Raw genomic sequence first — 23,613 nt, forward strand, 5'->3', positions numbered from 1 at the left:
GGATTCCGCGGTAATCCGCGCCGAATCCACCGATGCGGCTTCGGTCATCCAGACATTCGCGACAGAACTCCTCCGAGGCCGGTCAGAGCCCCGATCCGTAGCCACCGCACTGGGCAGGGCGGGTAGCCGAGGTCGGTGGCGGCGCGGATTCCGCAGCGATCCGCGCCGGATCCACCGGAAGGTTCGGTGGATCCGGACATCGGCGACTGGACTAACCGAGGCTGGTCGAACCCCGAGCCAGAGCCTCGACCGTCACGCCGAACGCATTCCGCGTGATGGCCGGTCGACGCCGGTCCTGCGATCCGGACATCAATGGCGAACTACCCGAGGCCGGCGAGAACCCGATCCAGGGCGTCGACGGCCACATCCAATTCGGCATCGCTGACAGTGAGCGGCGGCCGGAAGCGGATGCCCCGTTCGCCGGTGCCGAGTATCAGCACATGCTCCTGCGCCCACAGCCTGGTCAGCACTTGGTCGCGCAGCTGCGCCGAAGCGACCGTGACCGCGCACATCAGGCCGCGCCCACGGGGTTCGGTGATGCTCGGGTGCGCCTCGGCGAGCCCTTCCAGTCGCCGCAGCAGATGCGCGCCGAGCTCTCGAGATCCCTCGATCAATCGGTCCTGCTCGAGCACCTCGAGAATCCGCCTGGTGCGCACCATGTCGGTGAGGTTGCCGCCCCAGGTGGAATTGAGCCGGGAGCTGACGACGAACACATTGTCGGGCACCTCGTCGATGCGGCCGCCCGCCATCACGCCGCACACCTGAGTCTTCTTACCGAACGCGACCACATCCGGCTCGAGCCCGAGTTGCTGGTAGGCCCAGGTGGTTCCGGTCATGCCGACCCCGGTCTGTACCTCGTCGAGCACGAACAGCGCGTCGTTCTCGTGACACAGCCGCTGCATGGCCTGCAGGAACTGCGGCCGCAGGTGCCGGTCACCGCCCTCGCCCTGGATCGGCTCGGCGATGAAACACGCTATGTCGTGCGGGTTTTCGGCGAAGGCCCGCCGCGCCTGGGCCAATGTGGTCGCCTCGGCGGCATCGATGTCGAGGTCGTCGCACAGATACGGCGCATCGATGCGCGGCCAGTCGAACTTCGGGAAGCGCGCGACCTTCACCGGATCGGTGTTGGTCAGCGACATGGTGTAGCCGGTGCGGCCGTGGAACGCTCCGGTCAGGTGCAGCACCTTGGTGCCGAGTTCCGGTGCGCGGCCGTGGGATTCGTTGTGCCTGCTCTTCCAGTCGAAGGCCGCCTTCAGCGCATTCTCCACGGCGAGTCCGCCGCCGTCGATGAAGAACAGGTGCGGTAGCCGTGGATCGCCGAGCACCCGCGCGAATGTCTCCACGAACCGCGCCATTTCGACCGTGTAGATGTCGGAGTTGCTCGGTTTGTTGAGGGCGGCTGCGGCGAGTTCGGCGCGGAAGACTTCGTCCTCGGCCAGTGCGGGATGGTTCATCCCTAGCGCGTTCGAGGCGAAGAAGCCGAACATGTCGAGGTAGGAGCTGCCGTCTCGTTCGTCGACGATCCGGCAGCCACGCGAATTACGGAGATCCAGCACCAAGTCGAATCCGTCGGCCAGGATGTGCGCCGACAAGATCTCGTGTACCCGGGTTGCGGGGGTGACCGGTGCTATGTCACCGTCCGTGCGGGTGCGGTCCAGTTCGAGGGTCACACCGGTCAGGGTACGGAAATATTTACGGAATCTCTACATCTCTTCGTACTAATTACGGCCAATTGTTATCTGTCATAGAATGTCTGCAAGATGATGGTGCTTCGGGTCCTGACGTTGGCGGTCGCCCTGATCTCCTGGAGCAGCTGCTCGAGGTGCCGTGGCGAGGCCACTCGCACCAGTAACACATAGCTCTCGTCACCGGCCACCGAATGGCACGCCTCGATACCGGGGATGTGTTGCAGAACGGCAGGCGCGTCATCCGGTTGCGAGGGGTCGAGAGGAGTGATGGCGACGAATGCCGACAACAGTTGACCGAGCGCCTCGGGGTCGACATGGGCCGTGTAGCCCCGGATCACCCCACGCGCCTCTAACCTGCGCACCCGCGATTGCACGGCGGAGACCGATAGGCTCGCCTTCTCCGCCAGGTTCGATAACGTGGCCCGACCGTCGGCCATCAGTTCCCGGATCAGCAGGCGATCGATGTCATCGAGTGCGGGTCTTGCCGGTGTATCCGCCATCAGCGAAGGCTAACTCAGCAAGCGCGACTCGTGGCGGAAACCTCTACTCGTTCACTTCCCGTAACAGCACAGGATTGTGCGAATGCCCAAAGCGACAGCGGAGCAATCGATGACACACACGCTCGACGATCACCTCACCATGGACCTGGCAGCCCGTGCGGCGGCGCTCTTGCGCGAGCTCGGCGCCGAGCCGCCCGCGGCGGGCGCATTGCCTGCCCGCACACCGATTACCGGCGGTCAGCTCCTGACGCTGGCCGCCGACTCCCTCGACGACGTCGACGCCGCGATCGACCGAGCCGCCCTGGCATTCCGCGGGTGGCGCACCGTCCCCGCACCCGTGCGGGCCGCGGTGGTACGGCGGCTGGCCGAGCTGCTCACTGTGCACAAGTCCCAACTCGGCGAGTTGGTCACGCTGGAGGCTGGGAAGATCGGCCCGGAGGCGCTCGGCGAAGTCCAGGAAATGATCGACATCTGCGAGTTCGCGATCGGACTTTCGCGGCAGCTGTACGGCAAGACCATGCCCTCGGAACGGCCGGGGCATCGGCTGATGGAGACCTGGCATCCGCTGGGTGTGGTCGGGGTGATCTCCGCGTTCAACTTCCCGGTCGCGGTGTGGGCGTGGAATACCGCCGTCGCCTTGGTCTGCGGCGACACGGTGGTGTGGAAGCCGTCGGAGACGACGCCGTTGACGGCGCTGGCCTGTCATACCCTGCTGCGCCGCGCCGCGGCCGATGTCGGCATGGATCCCGAAGTGCACCAACTCATTCAAGGTGGCGCCGAGGTCGGTGCACGGCTGGTCGACGACGAGCGCGTCGCGCTGGTGAGCGCCACCGGTTCGGTCCGGATGGGGCGCATCGTCGCACCGCGGGTGGCCGCGCGCTTCGGGCGGTGTCTGCTGGAGCTCGGCGGCAACAACGGCGCGATCGTCACGCCGTCGGCGGATCTGGAACTGGCGGCGCGCGGCATCGTGTTCGCCGCGGCGGGCACGGCGGGTCAACGCTGCACGACGCTGCGACGGCTGATCGCGCACGCCGATGTCGTCGGCCCACTGCTCGAACGCGTGGCGGGTGCGTATCGGCAACTGCGCGTAGGCAATCCGCTCGAGGACGGGGTGCTGGTCGGCCCGCTGATCGACGGGCGGGCCTACCAGGGGATGCGTGCCGCACTGGATCGGGCGCTCGCCGACGGCGGCGAGCTGGTGTGCGGCGGGGAACGGGTGGAGGGCTTTGGCGACGACGCGTTCTACGTGCGTCCGGCGATCGTGCGGATGCCCGCACAGACCGCGGTCGTGCGCGAGGAGACCTTCGCCCCGATCCTCTACGTGCTGACCTATCACGACTTCGACGCCGCGATCACCCTGCACAACGCAGTGCCGCAAGGACTTTCATCCGCCGTTTTCACCGCCGACCAACGCGAGGCCGAGCGCTTCCTCGCCGCCGACGGCTCCGACTGCGGCATCGCCAACGTCAATATCGGCACCTCAGGGGCCGAGATCGGCGGCGCTTTCGGCGGTGAGAAGCAGACCGGCGGCGGCCGCGAATCCGGTTCGGACTCCTGGAAGGCCTATATGCGCCGAGCAACCAACACCATCAACTACTCCGACCAACTCCCCCTCGCGCAGGGCATCCAGTTCGGCTGACAGGGCTCTGACCTCGCGATTAGGTCGGACAGCCACCCCATGCGTAGTCTTATGGCTACCCAACGCGGGGTGGAGCAGCTCGGTAGCTCGCTGGGCTCATAACCCAGAGGTCGCAGGTTCAAATCCTGTCCCCGCTACTACGAAACAGCCCCGGAACACGTGTTCCGGGGCTGTTCTCTTACCCGCGTCAGGGACTTCCCAGGCCACCGAACGCCACGGGGCGACTTCGTCGAGCATCACGCGGGCGGCGGATGCGCTCACCCGACGATGGACTTCATCCAGCCGACCACGGCCGCGTGGTAGTCGGCGGTGTTCCGTGCGAGATTGACCGAATGGCCACTGCCCGGCAGCACAAAGGCCCGCAACCGCGCCGCGGGACCGAAGTACGGCGCTTCCGCGGCCAACAGCGTCGCGGTATCGACGCACACCGAGTAACCAGGACCGCACGACAAACGGTCCATGCTGCCGTTGACCAGCAGGACCGGGGCGGTGATGAAGCTGGACATGCCGGGCAGAGTAGAGGTCAGGCCGTCGGGATACTCCGTGAGCGAGAAGGCTTCCTTGGTCCTTTCATCGACGGCGAGTACCTCGGGATCGACATTGCCGGGCCCGAAGAAATCGCCTTCGCGGGCGCCCGGTCGGGTGACCAGATAGCCCGAATCGTGTCCACGGCCAGTGAATTCGGGATCTGCCGCAGCCTGATGGTAGGTGCTGATCACGCCGAGTACTTCGGGAATGTTCAGCGCGTGCGAGTAGCCGGTGAGCAGTACACCGTCGACATCGTGATACGCCGTGGCCTCCATGACCGAGGTACCGGAGCTCAGCGAATGACCGCCGATGACGACCTTGCCGAAGGGTTGCGCGCCCGACAGTCCGCGCCGTAGGCCCTGGACCAAGCCGTGCAGGGCTTCCGCGGTGGCGGACGCGGTCAGTGATCCGCTCGGGGGCCTACTGCTCGCTCCGTTTCCGAGCCGATCGGCAACCAGTGTCGCGTAACCCGCCGAGTTCATTGCCCGCCGGAAACTGTAAGTCTCCGGCGCGTAGGGAAAGTCCCAATACGTGTGGTTGTAGTTGGACCCCGCCATCAACACCATCACGGTGTCCGTGGGCCCGTCCGACGGCAAGCACAGCGTCGCGGCCAACGTGCCCTGCGCGACCGGAAACGAGATTTCCCGACAGTGGTTCGACGGTGCGGGTTGATCGGCACGAGCAACACCGGGCGTGAGACACAACAGTGTCGACACCGCTGCTGTGGCTATGGCCCGGACGGAGATTCGCACGCGACGCGCTCCCTTGTGACGATGCGCAAGGACCGACGACCGACATCCTTGCTCGGCTATCAGTCAGGCACGCTATAGCGCGCTCCAGTCGACACGCAAGAGTAGCCGCGACATCACGGAAGTTCTGGCGCCGCACCGAACATCGTTGTCACCGCAAGCGGAATCCTCCGCGCGCGATTCGAATCCGGTTGGCAGACAATCCGTCAGAGTGCGCTCTACGATGCACGACATGAGCGTGCGGACCGTGCATTTCGTTGGCAGTTTTCCGGCCGAGAGCACAGACGCCGCGATGCGGGCGATGCTGGACCGCGCGAGTGCTCGACGGCTGACACTGCCGACCGGTGAGACCCGTCGTTACGAGTGGTACGTCCAGCCTATCGTCGAGGAGCTCGTGGCACAGGGTGCGCTGGAAGTGAAGAAGATCGGAACCTGGCGCTCGAGTCGAGACCGAACGATCCATCGTCCTGCTCGCGATGCTGAACTGACCGGCGACATGATGCGCCTCGGGTATCTGGAAGAGGCGACGGAGGCACTGCCGACATTCCAGCGTCTGCGGGCCGACCGCGGTCTGCCCGAGCTCGCACTTCAGATCGGGATGCCCACCGATTTCACGCTGACGTTCATAGCGATGGGCGCCGCCGGTGTCCGGTCGCACCGGCAAGCATTCAGCGACGCCACCTCGCGGGATATCGCGGCCGTCCGCGAAATAGCCGGAGACGACGTCGTCGTGCAGTTGGAGGCCACCGCCGAAATGGTGCTCATGGCAAAGGCACAGCCGCTCCAACAGCCGATCAACGCGGCGTTGGGATTGGGAAAGGGCATCGCGGCACTAGCCGCCAACGCCCCGGCGGGAACTCGATTCGGAGTGCACATGTGCCTCGGCAGCATGCGCAACAAGGCTCGTGCCACGATGCGTGATGCCCGGCCATTCGTGGATCTGGCCAATTCCGTTGTCCGACACTGGCCTTCGGGTCGCCGTCTGGAGTACATTCACGGCCCACTCGCGGCGGGCGAAATACCGCCGTCTACGAAACCCGCATTCTATGCGCCACTCGCGGGCTTGTCCCTTGGCGCGGGCACCAGATTCTTCGCCGGGTTCGTGCACGAAAGCCCCTCCCTCGCACAACAAATCGAAACATTGCGGATGATCGAGAAGGCATTGGGCCGTCCGGTCGACGGCGTCGCCACCGCATGCGGCCTCGGCCGCCGTCCACGCCCGATAGCCGACGCGCTGGTGGCGCGCTCCGATATTCTGGCCGCAACACAATAGTGGGGCGGTCGCGGCGCCTTCGCGCTGAAAGTCTCACTGCTTTCGACCGACGCCACCCAAGATCACCACCCGGGTGCTCGGCAGGTCGTCGCCGAGCCACTCCTGGACCGGCGCCAGACCTGGTCCGACCGCATCGAAACCATCGAGGAAGGCCGCCACGGTGGCCGGCGAGCGATAGCGGACCTGAGATGAGCTACCGACCGTGTCACTCGACGACCGCTCGATGAAGTCCGCGTGCGTGTTGTCCGATGCATGCGTGAAAGCCAGGTAACTTCCCGGCGCCAGCACGTCGCGCAGCACCCCGACGATCTCGGCCGGATGTTCGTCATCCATCACGAAGTGGAGCACGCCGACGATGAGAATCGCGACCGGCTTGTCGAAATCGATCAAGGCCTCGGTGCGCGACCGCTCGATGATGTCGTTCGGACGGCGAATGTCGCCCAGCATCGAGAAAACGCCGGGCACACCGGCCAGCAGCGCGTTGCCGTGCGCGTACACAACCGGGTCGTAGTCGATCGAGACCACTCGCGCCGAGGCATCGATCTGCTGGGCTACCTCGTGCACATTGGGTGAAATCGGGATTCCCGCACCGATATCGATGAATTGCCGGACACCGGCCTCGGCAGCCAACCGAACGGAGTGCAGCAGAAACTGACGACAGAACCAGGCCAGCGTCCTGGTGTCCGGCGCGACGGCGAGCATGCGATGGGCGACCAACTCGTCCACCTCGTAGTTGTCCTTGCCGCCCAGCAGGTAGTTGTACACCCGAGCCGAATTCGGCTTGGTCGGGTCGGTACCCGACGGCACTCGGTCAGCCTTCGGCACAGCACCTCCCTCGACATCCCGATGAGCGCTACACAGCGCCGCCGCGGACCCGGAATGCTCGGTGAGCCGACACTACCTCCACCACATCACGAGGTGCGCCAGATCCACCGAATACCGGGAACCATCCCGAAACAGCAAGCAGTGGTGAACATTCGAGCAACTTTCACACAGAATAAGGGGCCGCCTCAGCGTCCTGCAGTCAGGCATGATGAACGGTTCTTGTGGGTCGCGATCCCAACCCCCTCGAAATCGGGCAGGCCTTCCTCCGGCCCCTGTGGAGATCGATGAGGCCTGCGCGGCGCGGCGGCTCACTCGTTTTCGGCTACTCCGAGAATCTGTTTGCCCACCACACCCGCGAGGACCTCGGTCGAGTAGGCCATCAGCTGGCCTGCTTCGGCATCGCGCAGATGGCGTTGGATCGGAGACTGTTTGAGGTAACCGGAGGCGCCACCGATGCGGACGCCCAGTTGCGCGACATCCACCGCGATCTTGTTGGCGAGATATTTGGCGCGAGCCAAGTTCGGGAAGAAGGCGGGGATGCCATTGTCGGCCTCCCAGAGCGCGCGGTCGTAGAGCGCGTGAGCGGCGGTGAGCCGGATCTCGACGTCGGCCACTTCGAACTGCACCCACTGCTGGTGCGACAGTGGCTTGCCCATGATCACTCGCGACCGCGCGTGCGCGATCAACGCGTCCAACGCGGCGTCGGCGATGCCGAGGGAGATCGCGGGAAGTCCCGCCGGGATGACGGCGAAATCGCCGGGACCCGGTGCGCGACCACGATATTCGGCGCGCAGCACGGTGTTGTCGAAGGAGAGCAGTTGGCTGCGGGTCGCGCGCAGGCCCAATGTGTCCCAGATCGGGATCACCGACACCGTGGCGTCGGGGATCACGCCGAAAAAGGTCGGCACATCCTCGACACGCGCATTGACCAGTAGATAATCGGCGATCTCGCTGGCCGAGACGAAGCGCTTGGCGCCGGTGATCGACCAGCCGCCGTCGACGGGAAGGGCCTCCTGTTGCGGATTGAGGAAACGGTTTCCACTGGCCGGCTCCGACAACGCGTTCGCGAACCGCTTGCCGGCGAGGAATTCGTCGGCGAAGAACGAGCCCAATGAATCCCGGGTGAACTCGGCGAGCGCGACACCCGCTCCGGCATGCATCACCCAGATCGTCGCCGTCGAGGGATCGGCCTTGGCGAGTGTGCGCACCAGCTGCCCGAATGCCAGGTAGCTCAGGCCGAGACCACCCACCTGCTCGGGCAACACCGCCCGATCGACGTCGGCCTCGTGGAGTGCGGCCAGATGCTCGACCGCGATCACGGCGCGCTCGTCGTAATCCGCAGCGGCGGCATCGAAATCGATGGCCAGCTCGGCGACCCGGTCGAGGATCTTGCGCTCGACATCGCGCAGCGGGCCTGGGAATTGCGCAGTGGTCACGAAATACTCTCCGGTAGTGGCGGTTCCGCGATCGCGAGGCGATGTGTCGATCAGGGTACGCAGCGCGAGTACACCGGAGAGCGGAAAAGTGCGAAACCCGCCGCCTGTCCACCCGGCCGAGCGGCAGGCCCCTGCGGAGCTCCGCGACCGTGACGGCCCAGGCGAGACGGCCGCACACCGCCGGGCCTTGGCCGTTACCCCGCTTGCCTCGGACCGGCCGTCAACGGTCCGAGGCAGCAGTTCGTTGCCGACTACACCCGCGGCGGCTCGATGCCGAGTTCGCGCAAGCCATTTCGATACAGCTCGACGTTGGCGAGTTTGATGTCTTCATAGCCGCGGACGATGTCGGTGAGGGCGGCCGCTTCGACGGCCCGGTCGTAGCCGGCCGGGCCGAGGTCGGCGGCGAGCGCCGTCACCATCTCGGTGTAGTGTGCGAGCAGGGCGCGCTCCACCCGGCGAACGTGGGCATAGCCGAAAGGATCGAACTTGGTGCCGCGCAGCCGCTTTCCCTTGGCGAGAACCCGCAGCGCGAGGTGACTGCGTGGACCGAGGCCGATCTTCTTCTTGCGGCCCATGGCGCGCAGCACCGGCGGGTGCAGGCGGTAGGTGAGGTTGGCGCCTTCGGGGAGCTGGTCGGCCACATCATCCAGGAACGCCGGGTCGGTGAGGCGGCGGGCGACCTCGTATTCATCCTTGTAGGCGGTGAATTTGTAGAGGCCGCGGGCGACCTGCTCGCTGAATTCGGTGCGGTCGGTGACACGATGCTGCGCATCCCAGATGTCTTGCACCGTCCGAACATAGGCACGGGCGACCCGGACACCTTGGAAACCGAGCAGCTCGACGGCGCGCAGCTCGAGCAGACGCCTGGTCTCTCCTGTCGCGGTCACTTCATCGAAAAGGTTTGCGGGGACGTCGATCTCGGCACGCTTGCGCTGCCTGCGCGTGGTGGCGTCGGTGAAAGCATCCGGGCGTGCCACCGCAACCCGTCCCCAGCGGAATGCCGCGATGTTGGCGGCTACGGAGACGCCGTTGATCTCGATGGCCTCCTCGATCGCCGTGGCGGGCAGGCGAAGGCCGCCGATCTGATAGGCGGCGCCGACCATCAGGAAGTTCGCGGCGGCGGTGTTGCCGAACAGCGCCTCCGCGGCGGCGAGCGCGTCGAACGAACGCACCGAGCGCGACACCTGCTCGAGGCGCGACAGCAGCGTGCTCTCGTCGGGGTAGGCGACGGACTTGTCGTAGACCATGTCGCCCGTGGGGGTCTTGCTCGTCGAAGCGACCGACAGGGTGGCTGCCTTCGAGCCGTAGGCCAGGTTTTTGTTGTCCGTGGCGGCGAGCAGGTCGAAAGCCACGATGCAGTCCGCGGAACCGGGGGTCAGCCGGTTCGCGGGCTCCAGCTCGCCGGAGGCGAACCGCAGGTGTGACACGACAGGTCCGGCCTTCTGGCTCAGGCCGATCTGGTCCAGGCTCGCCACCTCGTAGCCTGCGCGCAGCGCGGCGGTCGCGAGCACCTGGTTCACCGTGACGATGCCGGTGCCGCCGATCCCGGCCAGGAAGACATTCTGGGTCGTCGTCGGCGTCGTGTCCCGGAGGTCGGGCAGCACCGGCGGCTCGGCGCGAGTGATCGCGCCGCGCTTCTTCGCTTTCGTCGGCTCCGGGAGCTCCACGGTGACGAACGAAGGGCAGTCGCCGTCCATGCAGCTGTAATCGGTGTTGCAGGAGGTCTGATCAACTTTGGTCTTGCGGCCGAATTCGGTGTCGACCGGCTGGACCGACAGGCAGTTGCTCTTGACGCCGCAGTCGCCACAGCCCTCGCAGACCGCCTCGTTGATGACCACCCGGGTGCGGCGAACCGGCAGGGTGCCGCGCTTGCGCCGGCGGCGCGCGTCGGCGGCACAGTGCTGGTCGTAGATGAGGACCGTGACGCCGGGGACTTCCCGCAGCGTGCGCTGTGCTTCGTCGAGCCGATCGCGGTGCCACAGCAGAGTGCCCGCGGCGAGATCGCGCTTGCGGTACTTCTTCGGCTCGTCGGCGCAGATGATGATCTGCCGCACGCCCTCGGTACGGAGCTTGTGGGTCAACCTCGGCACCGCGAGCGCACCCTCCGCGTCCTGGGCACCGGTCATCGCGACGACGTCGTTGTACAGCAGCTTGTAGGTGATGTTGACACCCGCGGCGATGCAGGCTTGCACGGCGAGCTGCCCAGAGTGGAAATACGTGCCGTCACCGATGTTCTGGAACAGGTGCGGCACGTCGGTGAACGGCGCCTGGCCGATCCATTGCGCGCCTTCGCCGCCCATCTGCGTCAGCCCGGTGACCTTGCTGTCGTCGCGCCCCGACATGGTCACCATGGTGTGGCAGCCGATGCCGCCGCCGGCCAGCGAGCCATCCGGCACCGCGGTTGATCGGTTGTGCGGGCAGCCGCTACAGAAGTAGGCGGCCCGCTTGGCGGGCAGCACCGACAGCGACAGTGGTTGCGGCAGTGGCCGTTTCATCTCCAGTTGCCCCTGCAGCGCGCGGCGCAGTGGCGCGACGATGCGGCCGGTGGTGAGTTCTCCGTCCTGGCTGAACAGCGGCCGGTTGTCGGCATCGCGCTTGCCGATGATCTGCGGCGCGTTCGGTGTGCCGTACAGGATCTCCCGGATCTGGGTTTCGATGAAGGCGGTCTTGTCCTCGACGACCACGACGCGCGAAAGACCGTCGGCGAACTGCCGGACCCGTTCGGGCGCGATCGGATACGGCATGCCGATGCGCAGCAGCCGGACTCCGGCATGCTGCAGCGCCGCATCGTCGACGCCGAGGTCGACGAGGGCCTGACGCACCGCGTCGAAGGTGGTTCCCGTCGCGGCGATGCCGAGGGTGGCGCGGGCCGGGTTCACCTCGATGACGTCCAGCTCGTTGAGTGCGCTGTAGGCCTTGACGATTTCCCAGCGCGGGCCGTACAGATCCGCCTCGGCGATCACGCTGTCCATCGGCGCCGCCATCGGCCGCTGCAGATAGCTGAACGGCTCACCCTCCCAGTCGATTTCCGGCACGGTGATGGCGATGTCGCCCACCGAGCCGTCGACCGTCCAGGCACCGTCGGCCACATCCGCCACGATCTTCAGCGCCACAAGGCATCCCGAAGCGCGGGACAGTGCGACACCGTGCAGACCCATGGTGACGATCTCGCGCGCATTGCGCGGAAACAGCACCGGGATGTTCAGCGCCGCCAGCGAGCGCTCGCTGACCGCGGGCACCGTCGACGACTTGGAGGCGGGGTCGTCGCCGACCAGCAGCAGCACGCCGCCCCGCGGATTCACCCCGTACATGTTGGCGTGCCGTAACGCATCCGTGGCTCGGTCGAGCCCGGGCCCCTTGCCGTACCAGACCCCGACTACGCCGTCATGCGTCGCGGCGCCCGCGGGCAGGTCGGCCTGACTTCCCCACACGGAGGTGGCGGCGAGTTCCTCGTTCAATCCCGGCACAAAGGAAATGTCGTGCTCGGCAAGAACGTTCGGCATTCCGTTCAACATCTTGTCGACGCCGCCGAGCGGGCTGCCCTGATACCCAGAGACGAACGTGCCGACCCGCTGCCCGGCGCGCAGATCACGCACATGCTGTTCGACCAGCTGTCTGGCAATCGCCTGGACGCCGGTGAGGACAACGGTTGCGGCGCCGACCCGGTAGCGGTCGGCGAGGTCGTACGGGGCTGAGATCAGTTCGCGGTCAGCGAGCTCGGTCATGCAGTCCACCCATCCGCTCAGCGCCGATCGGACGCTTCGCTTCGTTGAGCACTTGGTGCCGTCATCCTGTCTTCGAAGACCTGAACGCACAATAGTGGTGGAAAAAGTTGAGCAGAGTGCTCAATCAAAGGAACGCACAGTGGGCACGGCCTATGCAGGATGTGAGGTATGTGTGACCGCGACCACGCTACGCACGGGCCGCGGATTTTCCTCGCAGCCGCGCGCGGGCCCGCCGCCGGCCACGGCGGCCGATCTCGGGCCGCAGCCGACACCCGGCTATCTCAGCGCCACCGCACCGATGATGTCGCAGGCGATAGGCGAACCCTTCGACCGACCATCCCGGCTTGGAGCGGAACTCGGCCACCGCAGCCATGGGCGACCGCACCCCACCCGACCTGCTGGGCGGCGAACTAGGCAACTATTCGGCATCCATGTGATCTTGACCAAGCTCACATGGGTTAGGTTGTGAAACTGACAGTTTCAGCAAGACGGTGTGGTCGTTTTCGTCGAGTCGACGATAACTTTCGCATCGGATGGTGTCGCTACGGCGGACACCGGCAGCCTACGAGCCGAAGGAGGTGCGACAGCCTGCCGTGATCGGCTCGTTCGGTCCGGTTGCCGGTTCCCCCTTTCCGTCTACGCAGTGAACGCAGAGGTTCACTGCGTTTCCCCCGTGTAGTGCCGGCCCGTCCGATGCGCTGAGACCCTGAGGCTTTGCTGCCTCAGGTCTGCTTCGCCGGTGGCGGCTGCCCCATCGAAGGAATGCCTTGTCCAGAGTTCCCTTCAGGATCGCGATCCTGTTGTTGAGTATCATTTCGCTCGGCCTGCTCGGCGTGCCCGCAAATGCCCAGCCGCTGTATCCCACCCCCGATCCCGATCCCTTCTACACACCGCCATCCGAACTAGAGGCGCTGCGCCCGGGCGACGTGGTCCGGACCCGCAAGATCGACACCGCGTTCTACGTCGGAACCGAGGGCTGGCAGGTCGCGTTCCGCTCCACGAACTCGCTGGGCGGCCCCGTCATGGGGGTGACCACCGTCCTGCTTCCCATTGGTGTGAAGAACCCGCCGCTGGTCTCCTACCAGGCGTTGATCAACTCCCTCGGCACCCAGTGCAACCCGTCGCGATCGCTGTTCAACGGCGAATTGCAGGACGCGCCCGGCGCCATGCTCCCCATCGGTCGCGGGTGGGCGGTCTCGCTGCCCGATTACCTCGGCCCCACCTCCGCCTATGGCGCCGCGAAGCTCAGCGGCATGATGACCTTGGACAGCGTCCGCGCGGTGCAGAAGGTGACCGAGCTCGGTCTGTCCACCTCGCAGGTCGCCATCGCGGGCTACTCCGGCGGCGGCATGGCCACCGCGTGGGCGGCGGCACTGCAGCCCACCTACGCCCCCGACCTGAAACTCACCGCCGCGGTCGCGGGCGGCATCCCCGCCGACCTCGAAGAGATGGCGCTGTCGCTCGGTTTCAATCCTCACCCCGGATTCGGCCTGGCCTTCGCCGCGGCCATGGGCCTGGAACGCGAATACCCGAACCGGTTGCCGATCTCCGATCAGCTCAACCCGAACGGCCTGTGGTTCCGGGAATTCACCCACGACGCCTGCCGCCGATTCCTGCTCTTCCACGGCGCGTTCCGCAGCGCCGAGCAGATGGCGGCGTCCAAGAGCCTGATGGACAGCCCCGAAGCGCGCGAGGTCTTGCGCGAGAACAGCTTGCGCCACTTCCCCGGCATCCCGACGGTGCCGACGTACATGTGGCAGGGCCGCTTCGACGAGCTCACCTTCTTCCCCCCGGTGGCCGAGGTCGCCGACCGCTACTGCCGCGCCGGGGCCCCGGTCGAGTTCCGCCCCTACGACATCGCCGAACACATGACCACGGCCGTCGCCGGTTTCCTCGACGCGTGGAACTACGTGGAAGCCCGCTTCCGCGGCGACCCGGTACCGACCAGCTGCTGAGCACTCACCACGAGGCGGCCTCGGAGATGTTCTCCGAGGCCGCTTTTCGTTGGTAACGAGCCGTCGTCCAGGTCGATGAAGCAGGTACCCCAGGCATCGCAGTATTCGTCGACCGGCCTGGAGCTCCTAGTAGAGAAGACATGTCGCACAGTTTTCGCACGCTCGCTTTCGCGAGTGTCACCGTCGCCGGGTCGTTCGCGCTCGTGCTCGGCGGTTGTTCGTCTCCCCCGACCTCGACGAGCGGTGTGACAACCGCTCCCTCGTCCAGCGTCGCGGCGCACACCACCACAGCCGCACCGACCACTACCGCGCAGGCCGCGGTGACGCCGCCGACCACGCCACCCGCAACCACGAACTACATCCCGCCCGCGGCGATCCTGCCCGCGCCGCAGAACGGTCCGGCCGTGTGCGGCCCGAATTCCTACCTCAATTCCTACGACCAGTGCGTGCACCGCCCGGAATCGGCCGCCGCCCCACCACCGGGAGCGACGGCACGGTGCAAGGACGGCACCTACAGCTTCAGCAAGAACCGCTCCGGGACCTGCTCGGGTCACAGCGGGGTCGCGACCTGGCTCTGACCGCTTCCAGGCCGCCCACCGACGGTCCGCGCACCGACACGCCGATCGTCCGCTACCCGGACCACACGTTCTACACCCGTCGTCACGGCCGCCGCTACGGACTGGGCACCTATTCGCACGCCCCGGTCCCGCTGACGCCGACAGCGACACTCGCCTCCGCTGAACAACCGTTCCGCGACAACGACTTCGGCGACGCCTTCGCCGCGGCCACCGCCATGGTTCCCGCCTTCCGCAACGCCACCCGCGGGCACCGCCTCAACGGCGTCTTCGCCCTGACGCCGGACGAACTCCCCCTCGTCGGCCCCGCCGCGGGCGCGCCCGGCCTGTGGATCGCCGAAGCGTCCTGGGTAACCCACGCAGCAGGCGTGGGACGCCAGCTGGCCAACATGCTCCTCGGCACCGGCGACTTGCTGGTCGCCCCGGACCGCCTGTCCCCCAACCGCTTCGCGCACTGGAGCGACGAGCAGATCCGCGCCACCGCCCTGACCAACTACCAGGGCATCTACGACGCCCACTGAGTCCCGGCGAGAACCCGCTCCACGCCGCCGAGCGGCACACGGCCGCGGTACCCGCCAGTAATCCGCACCACCATGTGCCACTCGAGAGGCGAGCGGCCGGCGAGGGTCGTGGCGTCCCGATTTACTGTGGTGGACGAAATACCCGGTGGGCGCGGGCAAGCGGTCACTCGGTGATCGAGCGGACTTGCTGCTCGTACTCGGCGCGGGTCTCGTTGTCGGCGGGGTGCAGGGCGCGGTCGCCGTCGAAGAGCCTGCGCACCAAGCGGACTGCACGTTCGGGGGCAGCCGCGAGGGCGATGTCGATGGGGCCGAGGTAGTTGGGGACCGCGACCTCGGCTTTGCGGGTGTGCACGGTGTGCACGATGGTGGCGGCGACGTCTTCGGGGTCGACGGTCGGCATGCCCTTGCCGAGGGTCAAACCCGACGATAGACGCGTGCGGACCGCCGAGGGCAGCACACAGCTCACACTGATGCCGTGCGGCGCGAACTCCAGGCGCGTTGCCGCCGAGAGACCTACGGCGGCGAACTTGCTCGCGTTGTAGACGGCGAGACCGGCTACCGGGATCTTGCCCGCCAGCGAGGCCACATTGACGACGTGGCCGTGGCCACGCTCGATCATGCCGGGGACCACGGCGCGCATGCCGTTGATCAGGCCCCACACATTGATATCCATAGTGGCGCGACCGACGGCGTCCGGTTCGTCGAGAAAAGCGCCCGCGGGCATGACGCCCGCATTGTTGACCAGGATGTCGATGCGACCGAAGTCGGCGACCGCCTTGTCCCATTGGTCGCGTGCCCGCACATCGAGTTCGTAGGCGCGCGCGCCGATGGCGGCCGCGGCGGATTCGGCTGCGGCGGTGTCGACGTCGGCGATCGCGATCTCGGCGCCCTCGGCGGCGAACAGTTCCGCGGTGGATCGGCCGATGCCGCGGCCCGCCCCGGTGATGAGCACCCGGGCGCCCTTCAGGTCGAAGCCGGGGTAGCCGGGTCCGAGAATGCTCATGCGAAGGCTCCTTGTTCCAGCGCCAGGCGGGTGCTGCGCAGACTGTGTTCGAAGGTGTCGAGACGGCGGCGGCCGTCCATGAAATTGGGGCCCATCACCGCGAGGTCCTCGGCGGTCGCGTCGATGCGCAGCACCGTGGTTCCCGCCGCCCGCAATGCCGCGACCTCGGCATCGAGTTGGGCGCTCATACGGCTTCGCAGCTGCCGCTCGAGGAAGTGACCGGGTCCGGTTGCCGGAATCTTCCCGGTCGAGGCCATGGGGGCGAGCACAACAACCTCATCCAGCTTGTCCGGGATGAGCAGGTCCACCGACGCCGTCGAGCCCGCGCCGCCATCAATGAAGCGGCGTCCCGCGATCGGGACCGGCGGGAACCAGCCGGGCACGGCCCACGACGCCCGCAACGCCTCGCCCAGCGTTGCCTCGGGCGCGTCGGGCGCCCCGAACGCGACGCGCTCCCCGGTGGCGTAATCCATGGCGACCAGCCGGGTCGCGGGATGCGGCACCCAGGTGCGTCCCGGGTTCAACCGCGCGGCGAGTTGCTGCAACCAACCCTGGTCACCGCCGCCGACCGGCAGCAGGCCGCTGCCCGCGGTCAGCAGCGCCTGCCCGGACTCGGTGCGGCGCAAGGGCAGTCGCAGTGAGCCGAGCCGCGGGCGCGGCAGCGGCGGAAAGCGTCCGGGTTCGGACCGCATGTGCGCCAGCAGAATCGGATTCGCGGAGGTGCCGCGTTGCATCGCGACCAGCTCGTCCACCCCGATGCCGCTGCCGAGCAGCGTCATCATCTCCGCGCCGGCCGAAGTGCCGATCAGCACGTCCGCCTCGCGCGGATCCCAGTCCAGTACGTCACGGGTCGCGGCGAGCGCGGCGACGATCCAGGCGGCGCCGAGCGTGCCACCGCATCCGATGGCCAGGCCACGCCGCTGTGACCCGTTCTTGTTACCCATAGTTCCAAACACTAGCAGAATCCAAATACCTACGGTATCTGAAATCTGTCGGTACGTAGAATCGTCCGCATGGCACGTCTGACCCGGTCCGAGAGCCAGGCCCGCACCCGCGCGGACCTGATCGTCACGGCACGCGACCTCTTCCTGGCCGAGGGCTACGCGAAGACCAGCCTGGAGCGGGTCGCCGAGGAAGCGGGCTATTCGAAGGGCGCGGTCTACTCGAACTTCCGCACCAAGAAGGAACTCGGCCTCGAGGTGCTCGGGCTCATCCATGCCACCAAATTCCAAGAGGTCACCGACCTGATCGCGGCGGGCATCACGTTGGACGATCAGCTGGAGCGCTTCCAGGAATGGGCCGAACGGACCATCGGCGACGTCGGCTGGACCCTGCTGGAATTCGAGTTCGCGACGGTCGCCCGCGACGACCCCGAGCTGCAGGCCGCGCTGGTGTCCAGCCTCGCCATGGTGCGCGGCGCCGTCGCCGCGCAAGTACAGAGGTTGTCCGACACCGTCGGAATTCCGCTGCCGATGCCCGCGGAAGAAGCCGCGAGCGCGATCCTCAGCATGGGTATCGGCCTCGGCATGCAGCGCGCCATAGATCCATCGATCCCGGCCCGGCTGATCACCGATGCCGTGCGGCTGCTGGTGACCTCCGGCGGCGGGGCGCTGCGTGCGCAACCGCGCACGCTCACGCGGTGAAGTGCAACGTCCACTCGCCGCGATAGTGCAGCCTGGTGACGCTGCCCGGCGGAATGTCGATGCGCCAGAACGATTTCGGCGGCGCGTCGAGGGCGACGAGCAAGGCCGCCCTGATCACCGCCGGATGAGTGATCGCGATGGTGGACATGCCCTCGGAGGCGATCTCGGCCATCCAGTATCTGGTCCGCTCGACCACGTCCACCACGGATTCACCGCCGTGGCCGCGGAACTGCGGGTCGGTCAGCCAGGCGTATAGCTCGTCCTGCGGCACCGACATCAACTCGCCGCCGCGCCACGCCCCCGCGTCGAGGTCGCGCAGCCGGGTGTCCTCCGCACCGGGCAATCCCATCAGGGCGGCGGTTTCCACAGCCCGGCGTTCGGGGCCGGTGAGGACTCGGGCGGCGGTGAGCGGCCCGCATGCGGCGATTGCCCTGCGGCCCGCCTCGGTGAGCGACTCGTCGACTGGAAAACGTGCCTTTCGCATCGCCTCGGTCATGCCATGGCTGACCAGGTCGAGTCTGAGCACCTTTTGCACGGATGGAAGCGTACGGCGCGGCGGAGGTGGCCGTTATTCGATTGCTCTGCCTTCGCTCGGACAGTTGGCAGGACGGGGACGCCGCCGCCGGGTTGCCTGTACGGCCGGATGAGTTGTCGGTACCCAGGTGCAGACTGGTGCCATGGCTCAGTTCTCCACCGCGACCCAGGAGTGGTTCGACGGGGCCTTTCCCGCGCCGACCGCCGCTCAGCTGGGCGCATGGAAGGCCATCGCGGCAGGTGAGCACACGTTGGTAGTGGCGCCGACCGGGTCGGGAAAGACATTGTCGGCGTTTCTGTGGGCGATCGATCAGCTCGCGGGCCGGCCGAAAACCGAAGGCAAGCCCCCTGGCCGCGGCACCTCGGTGCTCTATGTTTCACCGCTCAAGGCGCTGGCGGTCGACGTGGAACGCAACCTGCGCGCACCGCTGGTCGGCGTCACGCAGACGGCCGGACGGCTCGGCCTCGATCCGCCCGCCATCACGGTCGGGGTCAGGTCGGGCGACACCAGCGCGGCGGACCGGCGGTCGATGCAGCGCACGCCGCCGGACATCCTGATCACCACACCGGAATCCTTGTTCCTCATGCTGACCTCCGCGGCGCGGGAGACCCTGAGCGAGGTCCACACCGTGATCGTGGACGAGGTGCACGCCATCGCGGGCGGGAAACGCGGCGCACATCTGGCGCTGTCACTGGCCCGCCTCGATCTGATGACCGAGCGGCCGGTGCAGCGGATCGGTCTCTCGGCGACCGTGCGCCCGCCCGAGGAGGTCGGGCGATTCTTGGTCGGCGATGCGCCGATCACCATCGTGTCGCCGCCCGCGCCGAAGACCTTCGACCTGTCGGTGCGTGTGCCGGTGGCGGACATGACCGAGCCGGGCGACTCCGATCAGCCGGGTTCCATCTGGCCACATGTGGACGAAGCGATCGTGGACCTGGTACTCGAGCACCACTCCTCCATCGTCTTCGCGAACTCCCGGCGGCTGGCCGAACGACTCACCGCACGGCTCAACGAGACCTACGCGGCGCGCATCGGCGAGCCCGTCGACACCGAGCACAAGCCGCCCGCGCAGCTCGGGGCGTCCACGGAAGTGATCCATGGCGCCGGGCAACTGCTCGCGCGGGCGCACCACGGTTCGGTGAGCAAGGAGCAGCGCGCGCTCATCGAGGACGACCTCAAGAGCGGCCGGCTGCGCTGCGTGGTGGCCACCAGCAGTCTCGAGCTCGGCATCGACATGGGCGCAGTCGATCTGGTGGTGCAGGTGGAGGCGCCGCCCTCGGTGGCAAGCGGATTGCAGCGGATCGGGCGCGCCGGACACCAGGTCGGCGAGATCTCCCGCGGCGTGCTGTTCCCGAAGCATCGCACCGATGTGATCCACTGCGCGGTCGCCTCACAGCGCATGACCGCGGGACAGATCGAGGCGATGCAGATCCCAGCGCATCCGCTGGATATTCTGGCGCAGCAGACGGTCGCCGCGTGCGCGCTCGAATCGATCGACGTCGACGGGTGGTTCGAAACAGTGCGCGGCACCGGCAGTTACGCCGCGCTGCCGCGCTCGGCCTATGAGTCGGTGCTGGATCTACTGTCCGGCCGCTACCCCTCCGACGAGTTCGCCGAGCTGCGACCACGAGTGGTGTGGGACCGGGACGCGGGCACATTGACAGGGCGGCCTGGCGCGCAACGACTCGCGGTGACCTCCGGCGGCGCGATCCCCGACCGCGGCATGTTCGCGGTGTACATGGTCGGCGAAAAAGCCTCGCGGGTCGGCGAACTCGACGAGGAGATGGTGTACGAATCCCGCGTCGGCGATGTCTTCGCCCTCGGCGCGACCAGCTGGCGGATCGAGGAAATCACCTTCGACCGGGTATTGGTGACCCCCGCGTTCGGGCAGCCGGGACGCCTGCCGTTCTGGCACGGCGACGGGCTCGGCCGCCCCGCGGAACTCGGCGCGGCGTTGGGCGAATTCATCCGCAAAGCCGGACAAGACTCCACCGCGGCCCTTGCGCAGCGCACCGCCGCAACTGCCGATGTGCCTCGGAAACGGCCGTCGCGCAGTAAAACCGGTGCCTCGGCGAGGGTGTCGGGCGTGGCCGATTCGTCGCACAATGGCGCAGGCGCAGGCTTCGCGCAGATCGTGCGGGGCGCGGGCCTCGACGACAACGCGGCCACCAACCTGCTCACCCTGCTGGAGGAGCAGCGCACCGCCACCGGTCAACTGCCCACCGATCGAACGTTGATCGTGGAACGGTTCCGCGACGAGCTCGGCGACTGGCGGCTGGTGCTGCACTCGCCCTATGGGCAGCCGGTGCACGCGCCATGGGCATTGGCCATCGGCGCCAGGCTGCGCGAGCGATTCGGTGTCGACGCCAGCCCGACTTCCTCCGACGACGGCATCGTGGTGCGGCTGCCCGACACCACCGACGATCCACCCGGCGCAGAGCTTTTCGTGTTCGAGCCCGACGAGATCGATGAGATCGTCACCGAGCAGGTCGGCGGGTCCGCGCTGTTCGCCTCCCGTTTCCGGGAGTGCGCCGCGCGGGCGCTGCTGCTGCCACGGCGCGATCCAGGCAAGCGGGCGCCGCTGTGGCAGCAGCGTCAGCGCTCGGCGCAGCTGCTGGATGTGGCGCGCAAGTTCCCCGACTTCCCGATCCTGCTGGAGACGGTGCGTGAATGCCTGCGTGACGTCTACGATCTGCCGTCACTGCGCGATCTGCTCGGGCGGGTGGCGCGCCGCCAACTGCGGCTGGTGGAGGTGGAGACCGCGACGCCGTCGCCGTTCGCCAACGCCCTCTTGTTCAACTACATCGGGCAGTTCATGTACGACGGCGACAGCCCACTCGCCGAGCGCCGCGCCGCGGCACTGTCCTTGGACTCCAGCCTGCTCGCGGAACTGCTCGGCCGGGTGGAGCTGCGCGAACTATTGGACGCGGCGATCATCGAGCAGACCGAGCGGGAACTGCAACGGCTGACCCCGGAACGCCGAGCCCGCGATGCCGAAGGTTTGGCCGACCTGTTGCGCCTGCTCGGGCCGCTCACCGCCGACGAGGCGATCGCGCGATGCGTCCGCGCGGACGACACCGACCAGGACCGAGCGAGCGGCGCTCGCGCCGAGGACGCCCGATCGGATGCCGACCCGGCCGAATGGTTCGCCGAACTGGTGAAAGCGCGTCGGGCGCTGGAGGTTACCTTCGCGGGCCGCAGCTGGTGGGTGGCAGTGGAGGACGCCGCCCGGCTGCGCGACGCGCTCGGGGTGCCACTACCGATCGGCACGCCCGCGGCCTTCATCGAACCGGTCCCCGACCCGCTCGGCGACCTGGTCGGGCGCTACGCACGCACCCACGGGCCGTTCGGCACCGAGGCGGTGGCCGCCCGATTCGGCATCGGCACCGCCGTCGCCGCCACCGCCCTGCATCGCCTCGTTGCCGAAAAGCGCGTGGTGGAAGGTGAATTCACGCCGGCGGCCAGCGGCTCGGAGTGGTGCGACACCCAGGTCCTTCGCCGCTTGCGTCGCCGCTCACTGGCGGCAGCACGGCATGAGGTCGAGCCGGTCGCCACCGCGGCCTTCGGGCGTTTCCTACCGGCTTGGCAGCACATCGGCACCGGCGAACTGCGCGGCGTGGACGGCGTCGCCAGTGTGGTGGAACAGCTGGCGGGGGTGCCGATCCCCGCCTCGGCCTGGGAATCGCTGATCCTGCCCGCCCGTGTCCGCGACTACTCCCCCGCCATGCTCGACGAATTGATGGCCACCGGCGAAGTGATCTGGTCCGGTCACGGAGCCATCACCGCCAAAGACGGCTGGATCGCCCTGCACCTGGCCGACCAAGCACCCTTCACACTGCCACCCACCGACGACATCGAACTGTCCGAGGTACACCTGCGCCTGCTCACCGCACTCGGCGCATCCATCGAACCGTGGACGCCGATCGAGGCTACGGCCTCGGCCGAACCGACGGTAGCGGTCGATGTCACGGCCGCCGGACATCGTTCAGTGGACGACGGCAGCTCGCCGTCGCTGCGACTGCCGCCGATGACGCAGGGCGGCGGCGCGTATTTCTTCCGGCACCTCTCCGACTCGACCGGACTACTGGATGACACGAAAGTGGCTGCCGCACTGTGGGAGCTGGTGTGGGCCGGTGTCGTCGCGGGTGACACCTTCGCACCGGTCCGCGCGCTGTTGTCCGGCACCGCACGCACGACTACCGCGCACCGCATGCCCCGCCGGGCACCCCGGGGCCGCGCCTACCTGCCACGGCCGAGCACGCCGACGCGGTCCGGACCGCCCGCGGTCGCGGGCCGGTGGTCGCTGCTGCCGGACCGGGTGTCGGACAACACCGTTCGCGCGCATGCGACGGCGGACATGTTGTTGGAGCGTTACGGCGTGCTGACCCGTGGTTCGGTCCAGAACGAGGGTGTGCCGGGCGGATTCGCGCTCATGTACCGGGTGCTCACCGAGTTCGAAGACCGTGGACGTTGTCGCCGCGGCTATTTCATCGATTCGCTGGGCGGCGCACAGTTCTCCACCACCGATGTCGTCGACCGGCTGCGCTCGTTCGACACCGACCGTTCGCGCACCTCCGAGAACCGCGGGCACACCGGTTCCGCGCTCGCGCTGGCGGCGAGCGATCCCGCGAATCCCTATGGCGCGGCTTTGCCATGGCCCAAGGGATCGAGCGACGGCGCGGGCCACCGGCCCGGCCGGAAGGCGGGCGCGATCGTCGTGCTGATCGACGGCGAGCTGACGCTCTACCTGGAACGCGGCGGCAAGACGCTTCTCACCTTCACCGAGGATCCGAACGCGCGCCAGGCCGCCGCCACCGCGCTGGCCGGCCTGGTCCGTGACCGCCGCGTCGACTCGCTGGTGATCGACAAGGTCGACGGAGAATCCGTGCACGGCAACACCTTCGCCGGTTTCCTCAGCGAGGCGGGCTTCGCACAGACGCCACGCGGCCTCCGACTGCGGAGGCAACCGTGACCCACTACGCCGCTACCGGCTACGGCCACTCTGCACCCGTCCGCTC

At 67.5% G+C, this 23,613-nt stretch carries 16 protein-coding genes and 1 tRNA gene; 8 read left to right on the plus strand and 9 right to left on the minus strand.

Annotated elements, in window-relative coordinates:
* Positions 1-320: 320 nt before the first annotated feature.
* A complete protein-coding gene (lat, locus tag ACFU4Z_RS00525) occupies positions 321-1,670 on the minus strand; it encodes an L-lysine 6-transaminase (protein ID WP_379058265.1) in 1,350 nt (449 codons plus the stop codon).
* Positions 1,671-1,735: 65 nt separating this feature from the next.
* On the minus strand, positions 1,736-2,188 hold the full coding sequence (locus ACFU4Z_RS00530; RefSeq protein WP_040732134.1) for an Lrp/AsnC family transcriptional regulator: 453 nt from the start codon (positions 2,186-2,188) through the stop codon (positions 1,736-1,738).
* A 109-nt stretch (positions 2,189-2,297) separates the two neighbouring features.
* Between ACFU4Z_RS00530 and ACFU4Z_RS00535 the strand changes: the two genes are divergently transcribed.
* Both ACFU4Z_RS00535 and ACFU4Z_RS00540 read left to right on the plus strand, forming a co-directional pair.
* Positions 2,298-3,827 carry an aldehyde dehydrogenase family protein gene (locus ACFU4Z_RS00535; protein ID WP_379058267.1) on the plus strand — a complete coding sequence of 510 codons (1,530 nt, stop codon included), beginning with the start codon at positions 2,298-2,300 and terminating at the stop codon, positions 3,825-3,827.
* Positions 3,828-3,890: 63 nt separating this feature from the next.
* A tRNA-Met gene (locus tag ACFU4Z_RS00540) sits at positions 3,891-3,964 on the plus strand.
* A 120-nt stretch (positions 3,965-4,084) separates the two neighbouring features.
* On the opposite strand, the gene ACFU4Z_RS00545 is transcribed toward ACFU4Z_RS00540, so the two are convergent.
* Positions 4,085-5,107, minus strand: a complete 1,023-nt coding sequence (locus ACFU4Z_RS00545; RefSeq protein WP_379058269.1) for an alpha/beta hydrolase — start codon at positions 5,105-5,107, stop codon at positions 4,085-4,087.
* A gap of 229 nt (positions 5,108-5,336) precedes the next feature.
* On the opposite strand from ACFU4Z_RS00545, the gene ACFU4Z_RS00550 reads away from it, so the two are divergent.
* Positions 5,337-6,377: a hypothetical protein gene (locus ACFU4Z_RS00550; protein WP_379058271.1), complete on the plus strand. Its 1,041-nt coding sequence runs from the start codon at positions 5,337-5,339 to the stop codon at positions 6,375-6,377.
* Between the two features lie 33 nt (positions 6,378-6,410).
* Here ACFU4Z_RS00550 and ACFU4Z_RS00555 read toward each other — a convergent pair whose 3' ends face one another.
* The 3 genes from ACFU4Z_RS00555 to ACFU4Z_RS00565 form a co-directional block, all read right to left on the minus strand.
* Entirely contained in the window at positions 6,411-7,202 is a 792-nt protein-coding gene (locus tag ACFU4Z_RS00555) for an SAM-dependent methyltransferase (RefSeq protein WP_379058274.1), read from the minus strand.
* A gap of 308 nt (positions 7,203-7,510) precedes the next feature.
* On the minus strand, positions 7,511-8,638 hold the full coding sequence (locus ACFU4Z_RS00560) for an acyl-CoA dehydrogenase family protein (protein ID WP_379058276.1): 1,128 nt from the start codon (positions 8,636-8,638) through the stop codon (positions 7,511-7,513).
* A gap of 251 nt (positions 8,639-8,889) precedes the next feature.
* Positions 8,890-12,363 (minus strand): indolepyruvate ferredoxin oxidoreductase family protein, encoded by a 3,474-nt coding sequence (locus ACFU4Z_RS00565; protein WP_379058279.1) that lies wholly within the window; start codon positions 12,361-12,363, stop codon positions 8,890-8,892.
* A gap of 800 nt (positions 12,364-13,163) precedes the next feature.
* Between ACFU4Z_RS00565 and ACFU4Z_RS00570 the strand changes: the two genes are divergently transcribed.
* The 3 genes from ACFU4Z_RS00570 to ACFU4Z_RS00580 all read left to right on the plus strand — a co-directional run bounded on the left by ACFU4Z_RS00570 (position 13,164) and on the right by ACFU4Z_RS00580 (position 15,414).
* The gene (locus ACFU4Z_RS00570) at positions 13,164-14,318 is read left to right on the plus strand and encodes a lipase family protein (protein ID WP_379058282.1); all 1,155 of its coding nucleotides are present in this window, start codon (positions 13,164-13,166) and stop codon (positions 14,316-14,318) included.
* A gap of 140 nt (positions 14,319-14,458) precedes the next feature.
* Entirely contained in the window at positions 14,459-14,896 is a 438-nt protein-coding gene (locus ACFU4Z_RS00575; protein ID WP_379058284.1) for a DUF3761 domain-containing protein, read from the plus strand.
* A complete protein-coding gene (locus ACFU4Z_RS00580; protein ID WP_379058287.1) occupies positions 14,815-15,414 on the plus strand; it encodes an FAD-dependent oxidoreductase in 600 nt (199 codons plus the stop codon). Before ACFU4Z_RS00575 ends, ACFU4Z_RS00580 begins: the two co-directional genes overlap by 82 nt.
* Positions 15,415-15,577: 163 nt before the next feature.
* Here the strand turns inward: ACFU4Z_RS00580 and ACFU4Z_RS00585 are convergent, their stop codons facing one another.
* Both ACFU4Z_RS00585 and ACFU4Z_RS00590 read right to left on the minus strand, forming a co-directional pair.
* Positions 15,578-16,417, minus strand: coding sequence for an SDR family oxidoreductase (locus tag ACFU4Z_RS00585; protein WP_379058289.1), 840 nt, complete (start codon positions 16,415-16,417; stop codon positions 15,578-15,580).
* Positions 16,414-17,361 carry a patatin-like phospholipase family protein gene (locus tag ACFU4Z_RS00590; protein WP_379058292.1) on the minus strand — a complete coding sequence of 316 codons (948 nt, stop codon included), beginning with the start codon at positions 17,359-17,361 and terminating at the stop codon, positions 16,414-16,416. Before ACFU4Z_RS00590 ends, ACFU4Z_RS00585 begins: the two co-directional genes overlap by 4 nt.
* 69 nt (positions 17,362-17,430) lie before the next feature.
* On the opposite strand from ACFU4Z_RS00590, the gene ACFU4Z_RS00595 reads away from it, so the two are divergent.
* Complete coding sequence (locus ACFU4Z_RS00595) at positions 17,431-18,060, plus strand: TetR/AcrR family transcriptional regulator (protein WP_379058294.1); 630 nt, start codon at positions 17,431-17,433, stop codon at positions 18,058-18,060.
* Here the strand turns inward: ACFU4Z_RS00595 and ACFU4Z_RS00600 are convergent.
* A complete protein-coding gene (locus ACFU4Z_RS00600; protein ID WP_379058296.1) occupies positions 18,050-18,595 on the minus strand; it encodes a histidine phosphatase family protein in 546 nt (181 codons plus the stop codon). The genes ACFU4Z_RS00595 and ACFU4Z_RS00600 overlap by 11 nt on opposite strands.
* A gap of 142 nt (positions 18,596-18,737) precedes the next feature.
* Here ACFU4Z_RS00600 and ACFU4Z_RS00605 point away from each other — a divergent pair, with 142 nt between their 5' ends.
* Positions 18,738-23,567 carry an ATP-dependent helicase gene (locus tag ACFU4Z_RS00605; protein ID WP_379058299.1) on the plus strand — a complete coding sequence of 1,610 codons (4,830 nt, stop codon included), beginning with the start codon at positions 18,738-18,740 and terminating at the stop codon, positions 23,565-23,567.
* Positions 23,568-23,613 lie beyond the last annotated feature (46 nt).

This window comes from Nocardia sp. NPDC057440 (assembly GCF_042802915.1).
Lineage (GTDB): Bacteria > Actinomycetota > Actinomycetes > Mycobacteriales > Mycobacteriaceae > Nocardia.